Genomic DNA, 16,692 nt, shown 5'->3' with positions numbered 1-16,692 from the left:
CCGGGGCTCGCCCGTCTTCGACGGTCAAGCCGGGCACACCCGCCCCGATTCAACCCTCCCGGAGAAATCTTCACCCCCCGCGCCCTTCGCAAGCTTGCTGCGGGCGCGCGAACCGCGGGCGCGCCACTGGCGCCCCCTCAGAGCGGTCCGCGAAGACATCTCGATCCGAACCAGTCAGGCGGATCTGGTATGAGTGGTCGCGGCGAAGCCTCCGGCCCGGCGTCGCCCCCTCGCCCAACCAGCAGGCATTTCGCTCTTCCCCTTTCGCCGCGTGGCCCTATAATGCCCGCCATGATCGCGTTGGCACGGATTTCAGGGGCTTTGGGAACGGTAGCGGGCAAGGGTCCGACGGCCGGACTGCTGCTTCTTACGCGCCTCTGAGCATGCCGGGTTCGGCGCGCGCGCTCAGAGGTTAAGCCGCACGCGCCGCGAGAAGCCCCCAAAGTATCCCTACGCCAAGGACCACCGGCCATGACCGACGCCATTCAAGCCCCCGTTCCGCAAGACCGCGTCCTGATCTTCGACACCACCCTCCGCGACGGCGAGCAGTCGCCCGGCGCCACCATGACGCTGGAGGAAAAGCTCCAGATCGCCACGCTCCTCGACGAGATGGGCGTCGATATCATCGAGGCCGGCTTCCCGATCGCCTCCGACGGCGATTTCGAGGCCGTCACCGCCATCGCCCGCCAGACCCGGAGCGCGGTGATCTGTGGCCTCGCCCGCGCCAACTTCAAGGACATCGACCGCTGCTGGGAGGCCGTCCGCCATGCGAAGCGTCCGCGCATCCACACCTTCATCGGCACCTCGCCGCTGCACCGCGCCATCCCCAACCTCGACATGGACCAGATGGCCGAGCGCATCCACGAGACGGTGAGCCACGCCCGCAACCTCTGCGACAACGTCCAGTGGTCGCCGATGGACGCGACCCGCACCGAGCACGACTATCTCTGCCGCACGGTGGAAATCGCCATCAAGGCCGGCGCCACCACCATCAACATCCCCGACACCGTCGGCTACACCGCCCCGCGCGAGAGCGCCGCGCTCATCCGCATGCTGATCGAGCGCGTCCCCGGCGCCGACGCGATCACCTTCGCCACCCACTGCCACAACGACCTCGGCATGGCGACGGCGAACGCGCTGGCCGCCGTCGAGGCCGGCGCCCGCCAGATCGAATGCACGATCAACGGCCTCGGCGAGCGCGCCGGCAATACCGCGCTGGAAGAGGTCGTCATGGCGCTCCGCGTCCGCCACGACATCATGCCCTACACCACCGGCATCGACACCACCCGCATCATGCAGGCGTCGCGCCTCGTCGCCACCGTCTCGGGCTTCCCGGTGCAGTTCAACAAGGCGATCGTCGGCAAGAACGCCTTCGCCCACGAGAGCGGCATCCACCAGGACGGAATGCTGAAGAACGCCGAGACCTTCGAGATCATGCGTCCCGAACATGTCGGCCTCAACGCCACCAGCCTCGTCATGGGCAAGCATTCGGGGCGCGCCGCGCTGCGCTCCAAGCTCGCCGAGCTCGGCTACACCGTCGGTGACAACCAGCTCGCCGACGTCTTCGTCCGCTTCAAGGAACTCGCCGACCGCAAGAAGGAGGTCTATGACGACGACCTCGTCGCCCTGATGCAGGACACCGACACCAACGCCGCCAACGACCGTATCCAGGTCCGCCGCCTCCGCGTCGTCTGCGGCACCGACGGCCCCCAGACCGCCGAGCTCACCCTCGCCGTCGAGGGCACCGAGCACGCGACCAGCGCCATCGGCGACGGCCCGGTCGACGCCGCCTTCAAGGCGGTGCAGTCGATCGTCCCCAACGACGCCCGCCTGATGCTCTACCAGGTCCACGCCGTCACCGAGGGCATGGACGCGCAGGCCACGGTCAGCGTGCGTCTCGAGGAGGGCGGCAAGATCGTCACCGGCCAGTCGGCCGACACCGACACCATCGTCGCCTCGACGAAGGCCTACGTGAACGCCCTCAACAAGCTGATGGTCCGCCGCCTCAAGACGGCGCCCGAGGCGCAGACGGCATAGCGCGAAACGGGTCGGGCAACACTCGGTCGGCCGGCCCGTTTCACAAAAGCCTCCGACCTCGGGGCCAACTCCTGGGTCTGGCGAGCCGGAATTCTCGATCGGCGCTTCTCGAAATCGCCCGCGAGGACGCGGGCAAGCTCGCGCAAGACCTGCCGAATTTGACTTGCGGGATGCTCAAGGATCGCTGTCCCCGCGGCCGCTTTCCCGGCCGCGGAGGTTTGCGCGACCGCCGCGATCAGTTCGTGTCGTCCCCAAGGTCGTCGAAGGTCAGCCCCCCGCCCGCCGGGGCGCCGCCGGAGGAGACCTGCACGACCTCGGCCGGCCCGCCGTCGAGGGCCTTGCGCATGAGCGCGAGCCGCTGCGCGGAGGAGCCGGGGAAGAAGGCGGGCTCGCCGCCGGCGTCCAGCGCGTCGAAGGCCATGTCGTACCAGTTGGCGGCGGACTCGCGGTTCTCCGCCACGCCGAACCCCTCGTTCAGATGGTGGCCGACGACCTCGGCATAGGCCGGCTGGCCGGCGGCGGCCAGCGCCAGCGCCGAGGCCAGCACCATGTCCGGATCGTCGCGCTCGTACCCCTCGCCGAGGCAGATGCGCGCGGTGCGGGCAACCTTGGCAGGCTCCGAGCCCGACTTGCGGATCGCGGCCGCCGCGGCGGCGATCGCCGCGTCGCGGTCATCGGTGCCGAGCGAGTCAACCTCGCCCGCGAGACCGGCGCTGATCTTGCCGCAGGCGGCGGCGATCTTGGCGTCGGGCGTCTCGCCCGCCAGCGTCTGGCCGGCGCCGACCGCGTATTGCCGAACGTTGCAGAACTGTTCGTCCAGCGCGAAACGCGGGTCCGTCATCGTCTCGGCGGTGGTGAAGCCACCATTGGTCGTGCTGCGCAGCCCGACCCCTTCGCAGTAGGTCGCCATCGGCACGGCCGCGGGAGCGTCGCCGTCGAGCGTGTCGAGCCCGCCCCCGGCCTCGACGACCCGCGTGTCCGGTTGCGGCGCGGGAACCGGCGCCGGCGTCGGCGCGGGGCGACGCCCGTTGCGCGCATCGAGATAGTCGCCCATCAGCCGGTCCCGCTCGTAGGGCGACAGGTCCCCGGTCGGGCTGGCGCCGATGCTGGCCTGATATTCCTGGATCGCCGCGCGGGTCCGCGGGCCGGTACGGCCGTCGGGCCGGCCGACCGCGTAGCCGAGATAGCCGAGCGCGGTCTGCGCTTCGAGAAGCTGGGGATCGCGGGGCGCCACCGGCGTGCGCTCCGTGATCCGACGGGTTTGGCCACCACCGCCGTTCGACGAGGGCCGGGAATTGCCGTTGTTGCCGTTATTCCCGTTGTTGCCGTTGTTGCCGTTGTTCCCGTTCAGCATGTTGAAAAGATTGATGCCGGTATTGATCCCGTTGATGACATTGCCGACATCGTCGGCGCGCGTCCTTTCGACCGGAACGAGAGCGATGGCGGCGGTCAGGGCCGCGCAGGTCAAGCTTGGGAATTTCATGAGTACCCCCTGGTACGCGGCACGATGACGATCTGAATTATTTCCCTACGGGAATCGGGGCAATCGGGCGACGGAAATCTTCCGGTTCGGATAATACGCCCGGATCGGTCTCCGGGAAAGCGGATCGCGCGCGCCGAATACGCGCGGCGGTTGACCCGTCGCCGCGATTTGAAATAGGCTCCCGCGCAAGTCCTTGCGGATATTGACTCCCGATGCGTTTCGCCGCGACCTTCCTTGTTTTTCTGCTGGTCGTCGGAGCGGTCGCCGCCTCTGCTTACCTGCTGCTTCCCGCCTGCGGCGTGACTGTCGGCGGCGCCCGCGGCTACTTCTGCCCGGCTCCCGAGGTCATGGCGGCGGAGCGGCGGCTCGACCAGTTGCGCGCGGAGAATACCGCGCTGCTGGCCGCCGTCTCCCAACTGGAGGGCGAACTCGCCGGCAGGCAGTGCGAGGTAGCGGCCCCGCCCGCCGCGATGCCCGAGGCCACGATACCCGAGATCGACGGCGAAGCCTGGGCGGAGCGGGACGTCGGCCTGCTCGAAGGCTGCTGGAAGCTCGACTCCGCCTACAGCACCCGGAACGAGACCACCGGAGTCGTGACGCGCTACACCGACTGGCGGCTGTGCTTCGACGGCGAGGGCCTCGGCAACGAGATCATGCGCGCCACCAACGGCACCACCTGCGAAGGCGCGGTCGGCGCCCGCTTCGACGAGGGTACGCTGAGGATCGAGGAGGGGGGCAACCTCACCTGCTCGGACGGCACCTTCATCTACAAGAGGGTCGCCTCCTGCGAGCTCGGGGCGGACGGCGCGGCGCAATGCGGCGTGGCCCAGCCCGATGTCGGCAGCTCCGACACCGTCCGGCTGAGGCGCGCGGAGAGGGAACCCTGATGGCCGACCATTTCCTGACCAAGACGCGGATCCGGCGCGGCCAGTGCATCGAGGTCGGCGGCCGCCTCGCGCTCGAAAGCTATCCGGCGCTGGCCGAACTGCTGCGCGCGCGCGTCTCGCCCGAGGCGGCCGCGCTCTTCGCCGAGCCGCTGCTCAGCCTCGGCAATGACGAGGCGCCCTCGACCGTCTCCTGGTACACGACGCGGGCCGGCGACGCCGCGCCGCTTGCCAGCCTCGACGGCGCCGCCCGGGCCGAGGTCGAGGCGCAGCTGAGCCAGGAGCTGCGCGCGATCCGGCCGCTGATCGAGGACCGCGACGACGGGCCGCTGGTCTCCGCCGCGCTGCATGTCGCGGCCGAGGGCGACATCTGGGTGGTGAACGGCCGGCCGGTGATCGTGAACTGGGGCATCCTGCCGGAGGCCGCGACCCGCGGGATCGAGGCGCGCACGGCGCATTTCGGCCAGACGCTCGGGCGCTATCTGCCGCTGACCGCGGCGCCGCCGCTGACCGAGGCGGAATGGCGTGGGCGAGCCGGAACGGCGGCGCCCTCCCCGCCGGATCCGACGCCGATCCCCGTGGCCGCGCCGGAGCCCGCGCCGAAACCCGCGCCGATCTCGGTGGCCGCGCCGGTCGCGCGCGGGGTGCCGCTGGCGGCCTGGCTGCCGCTGCTTCTCCTGCTGCTTCTGGCCGGCGGGACGCTCGGCTGGCTCGCAATGCCGGGGACGCGGCTGTTCCCGCCGGCGCCGAGCGCCGAGGTGACCGCCGCCGTCGCGCTGGCCGAGGAGACCCGCGCGGCGCTTGAGGCGCGACGGGCGACACTGGCGGCGGCGATCGAGGGCGCCACCTGCGCCCCGGACGGCACGCTGGTCCTCGGCGACGGCCGCACGCTCGACGGGCTGCCGGCGCCGGTTCCCGGCGATCCGGCCGACGCGCCGGGGATGCCGGGCGACGCGCTGCCCGACGCGACGCTGCCCCCCGATCCGGCGCGGACCGAGGCGCCGGACGATCAGACGCTGCTCGACAGCCTCGAGCGGAGCACGGTCCTGGTCGCCACCGCGGAGGGCGCGACCGCGACGGGCTTCTTCGTCGCACCCGATCTCGTCGTCACCGGCGAGCGGCTGGCGGCCGACGGGGTGACGGTGGCGAACCTGGCACTCGGCGGTCCGCGCCCGGCGACGGTGGCGAAGGCCGGCGACGGCTTCGCCCTGCTGCGGGTCGCGGGCGCGGACGGCGCGCCGCTGCCCCTGTTCCGCTCCGACGCGCCGCTGGCCGGGACGAATATCCTCGCCGCCGGCTTTCCGGCCGAGGCGGGCGCGGCGCTGGCGCTGACCGACGGGGCGGTCCTCGCCTTTGGGCCGCTCGGGCCTGGGCGGGCCGCGCTCGCCCATTCGGCGCCGGTCTCGGCCGGAGGCGATGGCGGGCCGCTGGTCGATGGCTGCGGCCGGGTGGTCGGCGTGAGCCGCTTCGAGGCGGCGGGACCGCTCCGCGACCTCGGTCTCGCGCGGACGGTGCCCGACCTCCTCGCCTTCCTCGACGGCACCGAGGCGCGGCCGACCGTGGTCTCGCAAGCCTGCGCGCCCCGGATCACGCGCCCGACACCGCCGCCGCGGGTGGCCGACGCCGGGACGCCCTAGGCGATGTACGAGGTCCTGCTCGCCACCACCTCGACCGAAGGGTTGCGGCCGCTCGGCACACCGCCGCAGCGCGCGTTCGAGCTCGTCACCGGCAGCCTGCGCGACCGGTTGGGACCGCGCCACGCCGCGCTGTTCGCCGAACCGGTGGCGACGCCGCACGGCGACCGGTTCGACTGGTACGCGCCGATGCCGGGCAAGGCGCGGCGGCTGACCGCGCTCGATCCGGCCGAGGCCGAGGCGGCGCGGACGACGCTCGCGACACTCGCCACCGACATCCGCGAGGTGGCGCGGACCCTCGGCGCCTCGAAGGTCGCCGACGACCTGCGGCTGGCCGAGGCGCTGGAAAACGCGCTCGAAGTGCCGGACGAGGATCACGTCTTCGTGGTCCGGGACGGCGACGGCCCGCCCTGCCCCGTTCTGGTGAACTGGGCCTGGGTGCGGGACGAACAGCGCGCGGTGCGCGGCGTGTTGACCGGGCCGAGCACCCGGCCGCCTCCGGCGCCCCCGCCCCCGCCCGCCGCCGCCCGGGCCGCGCCGAGCGTGGCAACGGCCGCGCCGGCGACCATGGGGTGGACAGTCGAACCCGCCGGCGGCGCGGCACCCTGGTGGACGCTGATCTGGCTCGGCTGGCTGTTGCTCGCGCTGATGGCGGCGGCGATCCTGTGGATGACGCTGCCCGCCTGCGGCCTGCGCGGGCTCGTTTCCTTCTGCCCCGGCCCGCCCGCGGCGGCGGCCGCGGGCGCGGCGCGGGCCGCGCAGATCGGCGACGAGATCGCACTCCTCGAACGCCGGATCGCCGAGGCGGATCGGGCCTGCCAGCCGATCCCGGCGGCGGTTCCCGTCCCGCCACCGGCGCCGGAGGAGACCGATATCGACCGGCGGCTCGACCGCGCGGGCGCGCAGCGGGGCGAACTCGCCTTCTCGCTCGCCTGGGACGGCACGGCGGATCTCGATCTTCATGTCCGCTGCCCCAGTGGCGAGGTCATCTCCTACCGCAACCGCGCGGCTTGCGGCGGCACGCTCGACGTCGATGCGAACGCCCAGCGCGTGACATCGGAACCGGTCGAGAACGTGTTCTTCGACGGCCCGGGCCCCGGCGCCTATCAACTCGTCGTCAATCTCTATCGGCCCGCGCAGCTGTTCGAGGCCGTGCCCTTCCGGCTGCAACTGCGGTCGGGCGGCGAGGTCAAGGTCTTGACCGGCAACGTGGATCCGGCCAATCCGGACTGGACGACGACTTATGAAGCGAGGGCCGACTGATGGCACGCCGGCGGAGCGACCGACTGCGCCCCCTCGTGAGCTGGCGCGAGGAGGTGACACTCGTGCCCTATTCGGGGATCCAGATCCTCGATTTCGGCTTCCGGCTGGGCGAGATCGAGGTGAAGCCCTGGAAATTCATCGAGCGCACCACCGGCGAGGCGGGCGCGACCGAGCGGATGCTGATCCCGCTGAGCGGCGACGAGGAGCGCGACGCGGCGATCGAGGCGGCGGCGCGCGACGACGACGATCCCTATTCGGTGCGGCCCGTCGCGGCGCTGGAGCCGTTCCTGATGAAATGGGTGCCGGTCCCGGTGCTGCGGCTGAAGAGCGAGCGCGGGCCGGCGGGCGAGGAACGCTACGACGCCGGCCCGTCGAGCTGGGCGCGTCTGCGCGTGGTCGAGCTTGACATGCCGGACCCCGACACCGGCCATACCCACCGCGTCCAGCTGGCACTCGACACCACGCTGGCGGCGGAGGCGCGGGACCGGGCCTATGTCGCGCCGGAACGGTCGGACGCCGAGAAGCCGCGGGAATTCCGTCTTGTCTCCGATCCCCGGCACATGGACTGGTTCCTGCGCCGGCTGGAGCCGGACGACGACGGGACGCTGGTCGATCCGCAACTGTGGGTCTCGGACTGGCTGAAGGACATGTTCCTCGCCTACAAGCGGGCGGAGCGGCCGGGGCGGCGGTTGACCGAGGACATGCTGCCGCATCAGTTCGAGCATTGGGCGCGCTATTTCGCCTATCTGCAGTTTGTCACCCGCGTCGCGCATCCGCCGAAACTGCGCTTTGCCAATACCATTTCCGAGCGGGACGCGGTGACGCCGGTCGATGTGGACCTGGTGCTCGATGTCGGCAACAGCCGAACCTGCGGCATCCTGATCGAGCGCTTTCCCGGCGATTCACGCGTCGATCTCGCCCGGTCCTTCCCGCTGGAGATCCGCGACCTGTCGCGGCCGGAGTTCCATTATTCCGGCCTGTTCGAGAGCCGGGTGGAATTCGCCGAGCTGCGGTTCGGCGACGAGCGTTATGCCAGCCGTTCGGGCCGGCGCAACGCCTTCATCTGGCCGGGGTTCGTGCGGGTCGGGCCCGAGGCCCTGCGGCTGGTGCAATCCGAGGAGGGCACCGAGACGCTGTCCGGCCTCTCCTCGCCCAAGCGCTATCTCTGGGACGACACGCCGACGCAGCAGGACTGGCGCTTTCACAACCATCTCGACCCGAACAATCTGCCCAAGAGCGTGCGGGCGGCGATGCAGCACCTGAACGAGGCGGGCGACGTCATCGAGCAGGTCACCTACGAGGAGAGCCGCCGCCTCCGCCGCCGCGGCGCCACGCGCTCCGCGCGGGCCATCCGGCCGCGGTTCTCGCGCTCCGCCCTCTTCGGCTTCATGCTGGCGGAGATCATCGCCCATGCGCTGGTGCAGGTGAACGATCCGGGGTCGCGCGCGCGGCGGGCGCAGTCCGACCTGCCGCGACGGCTGAACCGGATCATCCTCACCCTGCCGAGCGCCACCTCGGTGCAGGAGCAGGCGATCATCCGGTCGCGCGCGGCGGGGGCGCTGCGGCTGGTCTGGTCGATGCTCGGCGTGGCGGAGTCCGACTCCAGCATCTCGCGCCGGCCCGAGCTGATCGTCGAATGGGACGAGGCGAGCTGCACCCAGCTCGTCTATCTCTACAGCGAGCTGACGCAGAAATTCGACGGCCGCATCGACACCTTCCTGACCCTGATGGGCAAGCCGCGGCCCGAGCGCGGCGCGGGCGCCCCGAAGCCCTCGCTGCGCCTCGCCTGCATCGATATCGGCGGCGGTACCACCGATCTGATGATCACCACCTACCACGGCGAGGCGAACCGGGTGCTGCATCCCGAGCAGAGCTTCCGCGAGGGGTTCCGCGTCGCCGGCGACGATCTCGCCCAGCGCGTGGTCTCGGCCGTGGTGCTGCGCAAGCTCAGCGACTCGATCGAGGCGGCGGGCGGGCGCTATGTTTCGGAGAAGATGACCGAGCTCTTCGGCGGCGATATCGGCGGGCAGGACCAGCATCTGGTGCAGAAGCGGCGCCAGTTCGCGCTGCGCGTGCTGGCGCCGCTGGCCGAGGCGATCCTGGAGCGCTGCGAGACGGCGGGCGAGTTCGATCGCGTCGATGTCGCGGCCGCCGAGGTGCTCGGCCCGCCGCCCGCGCCCGAGACGGAAGCCGCCGGCGCCAGTCCCGGCGGCCTGTCGCGGGCGCTGCTCGCCTATCTCGAACAGCCGGCGGCCGAGATCGGCGCCGAGAACTGGCGCGTCCATGACGTCACGCTGTCGCTCGGCCGGGACGAGATCGACGCGATCTGCCGCGAGACCTTTCAGAAGGTGCTCGGCAACATGAGCGAGGTGATCGATCATCTCGGCGTCGATGTCGTGCTGCTGACCGGGCGCCCGTCGCGCCTGCCCGCCGTGCGCTCGATCCTCGAGGAGCTGCTGGTGACGCCGCCGCACCGGCTGATCTCGATGCACCGCTACAAGACCGGTCGCTGGTATCCGTTCCGCGATCCGATCACCCAACGCATCGGCGATCCGAAGAGCACGGTGGCGGTCGGCGGCATGCTGATCGCGTTGAGCGAAAATCGCGTGCCGAATTTTCGCGTCGCGACGGCGGCCTTCCAGATGCGCTCCACCGCGCGCTTCGTCGGCGAGATGGATTCGAGCGGCCAGATCACGGCCGAGCGGGTGCTGTTCTCGGACCTCGATCTCGACCGCCGCAAGTCGGCGGGCGAGACGACGGCGGTGGTGCGGATGTTCGCGCCGGTCCATATCGGCTCGCGCCAGCTGCCGCTGGAACGCTGGACGACGACGCCGCTCTTCCGGCTCGATTTCGGCAACGCCTCCGCCCAGCGCCGGCCGGCGCCGATCCGCGTGACGCTGGAAAAGGCCGATTTCGAGGATGATGACGAGGCGAGTTCGGAGGAGCGGCTGCGCCGCGAGGCGCTGCGCGAGGCCTTCGAGATCACCGAGGTCGAGGATGGCGCCGGCGACGGCATGAAGAACACCGACGTCTCGCTGCGGCTTCACACGCTGGGGTTCGAGGACGAATACTGGATCGACACCGGCGTGTTCCGGCTGTGACCGAAGCGAAGAGACAATGACGGCTCAGGAAAAACTGGCGGAACGCTGCGCGGCGATCGCGGACATGGCGACGGAGGCGCTCGACTGGATCGAGGCGCCGGAGAACGCCGAGACCATCGGCCCGAACCGGAAGTCGCTGACCCAGCTCCTGCGCCGGAGCACCCGCCGCGCGCGCAAGCTCGGCCGCGCCGCGCGCACCAAGATGAGCGTCAGCGTCTTCGGCCCAAGCCAGGCCGGCAAGTCGTTCCTCGTCTCGGTGCTGGCGCGACCGCGCGACGGCCGACTCGTCGCCGACTTCAACGGCCCCGGCGGCGCGCTCGACTATATCGGCGAGATCAATCCCGAAGGCGAGGGCGAGTCGACCGGCCTCGTGACCCGCTTCACCATGACGAAGGATGCGACGCCCGACGGCTTCCCGATCCGCGTCAGCCTGCTCTCCGAGGCCGACATCGCCCGGACCATCGTCAACAGCTTCTACATGGATGGCGACCAGTCCGAGCCGCCGCCCGAGCCGGAGGATCTGTCGCGCCATATCGAGGCGTTCCGCGCCAAGGCCGGCGCCCCGACACCCGGCATGAGCTTCGAGGAAGTGCTGGAGATCGCCGAATATGTGAACGGCGTCTTCGGCAAGACCGCCTACGCCGCCGCGCTGCGCACCTTCTGGGAGGACGCGGCGACCCTCGCGCCCGCGCTGCCGCCGGCCGAGCGCGCGGCGTTTCTCGCCATCCTCTGGGGCGGTCACGCGCCGCTGACCGACCTCTATCTGCGGCTGGCGCAGGCGCTCGGGCGGATCGGCCATCCCGAGGAAGTGTTCGCGCCGCTCGACGCGCTGGTGCCGCGCGAAACCTCGATCATCGACGTGAAGACGCTGCATGGCCTCTACCAGTCCGGCGAGCAGGGCACGCTCGCCCTGCGCACGCCGAGCGGCGCGACCATCGCCCTGCCCCGCGCGCTGGTCTGCGCGCTCGCGGCCGAGCTGGTGCTGCCGATGAAGACGCTGCCATCGGAGATCTTCGCCGAGACCGACCTGCTCGACTTCCCCGGCGCGCGCAACCGGTTCGAGCAGCCGCTGAGCAAGACGCTGGCCGATCCCGCCGCCTCTGCCACCCAGCTCCTCTTGCGCGGCAAGGTCGCCTATCTCTTCGACCGCTATGTCGAGAACCAGGAGATCACCTCGATGCTCCTCTGCGTTCCCGACAGCAACATGGAGACCGTGGATCTGCCCGGCCTCGTCGAGAACTGGATCGGCATGACCCACGGCAACCGCCCGGAGCGGCGGGCCGAGACGCCCTGCGTCCTCTTCTTCGTCATGACCAAGTTCGACAAGCATCTCGGCGATTCCGCCGCCGCCGGCGGCGAAGGCACGCGGTTCGAGCGCCGGGTACAGGCCTCGCTCCTCGAGAAGTTCGGTCGCAGCAAGGACGGCTGGGTCGAGACCTGGACGCCGGGTCAGCCGTTCCGCAACTGCTTCTGGCTGCGCAACCCGAACTTCTTCGTCGAAGGGCTGATCGACTATGACGACGCGCGGCGCGAGGTCAGCGTCCGTCCGGGCAAGGAGGCCCGGCTGGCCGAGCTGCGCGCCGGCTGTCTGGCGGCGGAGAATGTGCAACGCCATTTCGCCGATCCCGCCGCCGCCTGGGACGCGGCCATGGCGATGAACGACGGCGGCGTCGGCTATATCATCGCCGAGCTTGGCAAGGTCTGTTCCCCGGCGAGCAAGACCCGTCAGATCGGCGCCCAGATCGACAAGGTGGCGGGCGATCTCGCCGCCGCGCTCGGGCCCTACCATGTCTCGGGCGATATCGAGAAGCGGATCGCGGAACGGCGGATCGCGGCCGACGCGGTGATCGACGGGCTGGAACAGGCCCTGCGCGCCCATCGCTTCGGCGCGGTGCTGGCGGCGCTGATGGTCGATCGCGACGGCGTGCAGGAGCGGATCGCCCGGGTGCCGAGTTCGATCCGGATCAGCGGCGCGGTCGCCGCCGCCGGCCCGCTCACCCGCCCCGGGCCCGCGCCGCTCGCCCGGCCCCAGCGGCCCGGTCGCGGCGAGGCGAGTCCGGTCGCGGTGGCCGAGGCGCCGGTCCCCGGGGCGCGCGACGTGCGCACCATGACGCCGGAGGCATTCCAGGCCGAGACCGCGATCGACGTCTGGATCGAGGGGCTGAGCCGGCTGCGCGAGGATCCGGACACCGCCGCCAACCTCTGCCTGACCCCGGCCGCCGCCGCCGATCTCGTGGGCGAGCTGATCCACGGCCTGCGGCGGCGGCGGGTCGCGGCCGTGCTCGGCGAGGAGCTGCGCGCGATCAGCTTCGGCCACACGATCGACAAGCAGGCCGAGCCGGCGGCGATCGTCTGCGCCGAGCGGATCAACGATTTCGTCGCCACCCTCGGCATGAGCGGCCTGCCCGAGGCGGAGCGGCCGGCGGTGACGCGGCCCGACGGTTCGGTCCGGCCGGTCTTCGCCCGCCGGGCCGGCGCGGACCGGGCCGAGAACCTGCCCGCCCAGCCGCGCGCCGTCGCCGAAGAGACATGGACCGACTGGGTCTATGCGCTCGACGCGCTGTTCGAGGCGAATGCCAAGGATTCCGACAAGGGAGACGTCAATATCGAACAGAATCTGCGGCTCGGGACGATCCTGAGCGGCCTCGGGGCGCGCTGAGATGAGCCTCGATATCGCACCCGATCCGGCTCGGCCGCGCGGCGGCTACGCGGTGCTGACCGTGCCATCGGGCGCCCTGCCCGAGGGCGAGGTCGGGGTTTCGGTCTTCGACACCTACAGCGAGCGCTATCTCGGAGAAGGCGGCTGGCAGGGTGCGCCGGTGATGTTCGGTCCCTACGCGGTGCGCAGAACCGCCGCCGGCGACGCGGTGACGGTCGGACCGGAGATCGTGAACCGGATCGAGGAATATGCGACGCTGCGGATCGCGGTCGGGCCGGTGACCGGCGAGGCGACATGGCCCGACAGCATCGCCCCCGCCCCCGGCGGCGCCGCGCTCGGCGGCATCTACACGCCGCCCTCGGCCGTCGTCCCCGAAGCCACCCAGCCACTCCGCCAGACGCCGACGGACGAGCCGAAACCCGAGGCGCCCAAGTCGGCGCCGGTCGACGCGCCGAGCACCGACGCGCCGACGGTCCAGTCCGCGCGGCCCGGCACCGGCGCGCGCCTCGGGCTCGGCGCGCTGGTTCTGGCGCTGCTCGCGGCGGGCGGATGGTTCCTGCTCCCGAAATCCGCGCCGGAACCCGCGCCGCCGCCGCCCGCGCCCGTCGCGGCGCCGGCTGAACCGCCCCCCACGCCCGAACCATCCACGCCCGAACCACCCGCGCCCGCCTGCGACGCCGCCGCGCTCGCGGCGCTGGCCGAACAGCCCTTCCCGGCGATCGCGACGGCCCTGAGCGCCTGCGGTCAGGCGGTGACGCCGGACGCGGCGCTGTCGCTGGTCGAGGCGGCGGCGGCGCGCGGCGACGGCGGCGCGCTGCTGCTGCTCGGCCAACTCTACGACGGCGCCAGCGCGGAGCCGGAGTTCGAGGGACGGATCGGGCTCGGCTTCGGCGACAATCCGGCACAGGCGGCGGATTATTACGCGCGCGCCAAGGCCGCCGGCGCGACGGGGGCCGAGGCCCTGCTCGCCCCGCTCTGCCAGCGGTTGTCCACGCGAAGTGACACGCTGTCGCTCGGCGCCTTCGATGACTATTGTCGGTGAGCCCCGCCGGGGTTGGAGACACGGGATGACGCACGCAGGCTCTCGTCGGTTCGCGGGACCGGGGTTCGCGAGACCGGGGTTCGCGAGACTGGGGCTCGCGGCGGCGGTCCTCGCCGCGCTGGCCGCCGGCTGGCCCGCGGCCGCGCAACAGCGTCCGATGCTGATGGAGGGGACCGAGACGGTCTATCAGCGCGTGCTGACCCGCCCCGGCGCCCCGATGAGCGTCACGCCCGACGGTCCGGTGACGAAACAGTATCCTGCCTTCCAGCCGCTCTATGTCTTCGCGCGCGACGACGGATGGATCGAGGTCGGGCCTTCTTCCGCGGCGGCGCCGGAGGGCTGGGTGCCGGCGGATCGCGTGGTGGACTGGCGCCAGAACATCGTCGCGGCCTTTACCAACCCCGCCGGCCGGCAGCGGCAGGCCCTGTTCGGCACCGAGGAAGCCCTGCGCGCGCTGATGGAGGACGAGGCGGTGCGTGAGACCGAGGCGCGGCTGATCGCCGACGCCGACGCCGGCCATTCCGATCCCGCCAGCGGCGTGGTGGCGGTCGAGCCGGCGGATTTCGTCAATATCCGCGACCATCTCTATCTGATGCCGATCCTCGACTTCGTCGAGGACATGCATCCCTTGAACTACGAGGACACGCTGCTGATGCGCGTCGCCTCGGTGCCGCTCGAGGAACAGGCACCGGCGACGACGGAGACGACCACGGCGGCGGGCGACGATTTCGACGTCGGCGTCGTCTTCGTGCTCGACACCACGAAATCCATGGGCCCCTACATCGACCGCACCCAGCGCGCCTTGAGCCGGATCGTCGATGACATCAGCGGCACCGACGTCGGCGCGCGGATCAATTTCGGCGTCGTCGCCTTTCGCGACAGCGTGGAAGCGGTGCCGGGGCTCGACTACCGCACGAAACGGCTGGTCGATCTCGAGCGGCGCGACGATCAGGCGCCGGTGCTGGCGGCGATCCGCGAGGCGACCAGCGTCGCAACCGCGAGTTCGCCCGGCTTCAACGAGGACAGCCTCGCCGGGGTCGAGGACGCGGTGGACGACAGCGACTGGGGTCTCGGCGGTCCTGATCCCTACGACGGCCGCTTCGTGATCCTCGTCACCGATGCCGGCCCGAACGACCCGCGCGATCCCCTGTCACGTTCGGACATCGGTCCGGCGGAGATCCAGCGCGACGCCGAAGGCAAGGGCATCGTCGTGCTGACCCTGCATCTCGAGACGCCGGCCGGTGGCGAGGCGAACCATGCCTATGCCGCGACCCAGTATCGCCAGCTGTCGCGCTTCGGCCAGAACGAGTTCTACTATCCGATCGAGGGCGGGTCCGAGGACGCGTTCGAGGCGACCATTACCCATCTCGTCACCGCGTTGACCGACCATATCCGCGCCGTCCGCGGCGAACAGACCGTGCTTTCGCCCGAGGAGACGGGGCAGGAGATGGTCAATCTCGGCCTCGCCATGCGCCTCGCCTATCTCGGCGAGCGGCATGGCACGGAGGCACCGGACGTGATCGAGGGCTGGGTCTCGGAGAAGGCGGTCGAGGATCCGATGGCGGTCGCGATCGAGCCCCGGCTGCTCGTCACCAAGAACGAGCTCGCCACCATGGCCGAGCTCCTTGAAGCGGTCGAGGGCCTCGGCGAGAGCGCGCGCGACGAGGCGGAAGCGGCGAGCTTCTTCGATCAGGTGCGCGGCGTTCTGGCGCGGATGGCGCAAAATCCCGACCGCCTGATCAATCCCGACGCCAACACGCTCAGCGGCGCGCTCGAATTCCTCCAGAACCTGCCCTACCGCAGTCAGCTCCTCGACATGGACGAGGAGACCTGGATCGTGAGTGCGACGCGACGGCGACCGATCCTCGACGGCATTCACCAGAAGCTCGTCCAGTATCGCAAATGGCTCTATGACGCCTCGGTCTGGACCCCGCTCTACGACGGGGCGCCCGACGGCGATCATGTCTTCGCCATGCCGTTCGACGTTCTGCCCTGAGAGCGCAAGCGATGCTGGTGACCGAAGGGCTGCGGGCGACGCTGCGCGACGAGGAGCGGAGTTTCACCCTCGACGCGGGCGGCCTCGTCGTCGCGCCCGGCGAATGTGTCGGCCTGACCGGCGCCAGCGGCACCGGCAAGACCCTGCTGCTGGAGCTTCTCGGCCTGCTGCGGCGGCCCGATCCCGGCGGTCGCTATCTGGCAGGGAAGGTCGATCTGGCCGCGCTCTGGATCCGTCGCGACGGGCGGGCGGCGCTCGCCGATGCCCGGGGCGATCTCTTCGGCTTCGTGCCGCAGAGCGGCGGGCTGCTGCCCTTCCTGACGGCGGGCCAGAACATAGCACTTGCCCAGCGCATCGCCGGCCGGGTCGATCCCGCCCATCTCGCGGCGCTGGTCGCCCGCCTCGGCCTCGGACCGGTGCGCGACATGGCCCCCGCGCTGCTCTCGATCGGCCAGCGGCAGCGGGTGGCGATCGCCCGCGCCCTCGCCCACCGGCCCCGCGTGGTGATCGCCGACGAGCCGACCGCCGCGCTCGATCCCGAAAACGCCGCCGAGGCCATGGGCCTTTTGTTCGAGGCCGGGCGCGAGGGCGGC

Annotated in this window: 10 protein-coding genes; 9 read left to right on the top strand and 1 reads right to left on the bottom strand. The window is 71.2% G+C overall.

What is annotated here, in order from left to right:
• Positions 1-471: 471 nt before the first annotated feature.
• Positions 472-2,037, top strand: coding sequence for a 2-isopropylmalate synthase (locus tag Q0480_RS07140; protein ID WP_299131716.1), 1,566 nt, complete (start codon positions 472-474; stop codon positions 2,035-2,037).
• A gap of 235 nt (positions 2,038-2,272) precedes the next feature.
• Here Q0480_RS07140 and Q0480_RS07135 read toward each other — a convergent pair whose 3' ends face one another.
• On the bottom strand, positions 2,273-3,520 hold the full coding sequence (locus tag Q0480_RS07135) for a peptidoglycan-binding domain-containing protein (RefSeq protein WP_299131714.1): 1,248 nt from the start codon (positions 3,518-3,520) through the stop codon (positions 2,273-2,275).
• Between the two features lie 212 nt (positions 3,521-3,732).
• Here Q0480_RS07135 and Q0480_RS07130 point away from each other — a divergent pair, with 212 nt between their 5' ends.
• From Q0480_RS07130 to Q0480_RS07095, 8 genes are all read left to right on the top strand, one after another.
• A complete protein-coding gene (locus Q0480_RS07130; RefSeq protein WP_299131713.1) occupies positions 3,733-4,407 on the top strand; it encodes a hypothetical protein in 675 nt (224 codons plus the stop codon).
• Positions 4,407-6,041 carry a trypsin-like peptidase domain-containing protein gene (locus Q0480_RS07125; protein ID WP_299131711.1) on the top strand — a complete coding sequence of 545 codons (1,635 nt, stop codon included), beginning with the start codon at positions 4,407-4,409 and terminating at the stop codon, positions 6,039-6,041. Before Q0480_RS07130 ends, Q0480_RS07125 begins: the two co-directional genes overlap by 1 nt.
• A gap of 3 nt (positions 6,042-6,044) precedes the next feature.
• The gene (locus Q0480_RS07120; protein ID WP_299131709.1) at positions 6,045-7,301 is read left to right on the top strand and encodes a hypothetical protein; all 1,257 of its coding nucleotides are present in this window, start codon (positions 6,045-6,047) and stop codon (positions 7,299-7,301) included.
• Positions 7,301-10,402 carry a virulence factor SrfB gene (locus Q0480_RS07115; protein WP_299131707.1) on the top strand — a complete coding sequence of 1,034 codons (3,102 nt, stop codon included), beginning with the start codon at positions 7,301-7,303 and terminating at the stop codon, positions 10,400-10,402. The genes Q0480_RS07120 and Q0480_RS07115 overlap by 1 nt, the downstream gene beginning before the upstream one ends.
• A 16-nt stretch (positions 10,403-10,418) precedes the next feature.
• On the top strand, positions 10,419-13,061 hold the full coding sequence (locus tag Q0480_RS07110) for a virulence factor SrfC family protein (protein ID WP_299131706.1): 2,643 nt from the start codon (positions 10,419-10,421) through the stop codon (positions 13,059-13,061).
• Position 13,062: 1 nt separating this feature from the next.
• A complete protein-coding gene (locus Q0480_RS07105) occupies positions 13,063-14,103 on the top strand; it encodes a hypothetical protein (RefSeq protein WP_299131705.1) in 1,041 nt (346 codons plus the stop codon).
• A 25-nt stretch (positions 14,104-14,128) separates the two neighbouring features.
• Positions 14,129-16,099 carry a vWA domain-containing protein gene (locus Q0480_RS07100; RefSeq protein ID WP_299131704.1) on the top strand — a complete coding sequence of 657 codons (1,971 nt, stop codon included), beginning with the start codon at positions 14,129-14,131 and terminating at the stop codon, positions 16,097-16,099.
• An 11-nt stretch (positions 16,100-16,110) separates the two neighbouring features.
• Positions 16,111-16,692 (top strand): ATP-binding cassette domain-containing protein (locus tag Q0480_RS07095; protein WP_299131703.1); only part of this gene is annotated, 582 nt, incomplete at its 3' end.

This window comes from uncultured Amaricoccus sp. (assembly GCF_937891315.1).
Lineage (GTDB): Bacteria > Pseudomonadota > Alphaproteobacteria > Rhodobacterales > Rhodobacteraceae > Amaricoccus.
The sequence above is the reverse complement of the archived record's forward strand: the minus strand, read 5'-3'. Positions and strand labels throughout refer to the sequence as shown.

What these genes read in the sequence shown, in the direction of transcription:
- Q0480_RS07140 (WP_299131716.1), top strand. Translation starts at nt 472, where the DNA reads ATGACCGACGCCATTCAAGCCCCCGTTCCGCAAGACCGCGTCCTGATC.
- Q0480_RS07135 (WP_299131714.1), bottom strand. Translation starts at nt 3,520, where the DNA reads ATGAAATTCCCAAGCTTGACCTGCGCGGCCCTGACCGCCGCCATCGCT.
- Q0480_RS07130 (WP_299131713.1), top strand. Translation starts at nt 3,733, where the DNA reads ATGCGTTTCGCCGCGACCTTCCTTGTTTTTCTGCTGGTCGTCGGAGCG.
- Q0480_RS07125 (WP_299131711.1), top strand. Translation starts at nt 4,407, where the DNA reads ATGGCCGACCATTTCCTGACCAAGACGCGGATCCGGCGCGGCCAGTGC.
- Q0480_RS07120 (WP_299131709.1), top strand. Translation starts at nt 6,045, where the DNA reads ATGTACGAGGTCCTGCTCGCCACCACCTCGACCGAAGGGTTGCGGCCG.
- Q0480_RS07115 (WP_299131707.1), top strand. Translation starts at nt 7,301, where the DNA reads ATGGCACGCCGGCGGAGCGACCGACTGCGCCCCCTCGTGAGCTGGCGC.
- Q0480_RS07110 (WP_299131706.1), top strand. Translation starts at nt 10,419, where the DNA reads ATGACGGCTCAGGAAAAACTGGCGGAACGCTGCGCGGCGATCGCGGAC.
- Q0480_RS07105 (WP_299131705.1), top strand. Translation starts at nt 13,063, where the DNA reads ATGAGCCTCGATATCGCACCCGATCCGGCTCGGCCGCGCGGCGGCTAC.
- Q0480_RS07100 (WP_299131704.1), top strand. Translation starts at nt 14,129, where the DNA reads ATGACGCACGCAGGCTCTCGTCGGTTCGCGGGACCGGGGTTCGCGAGA.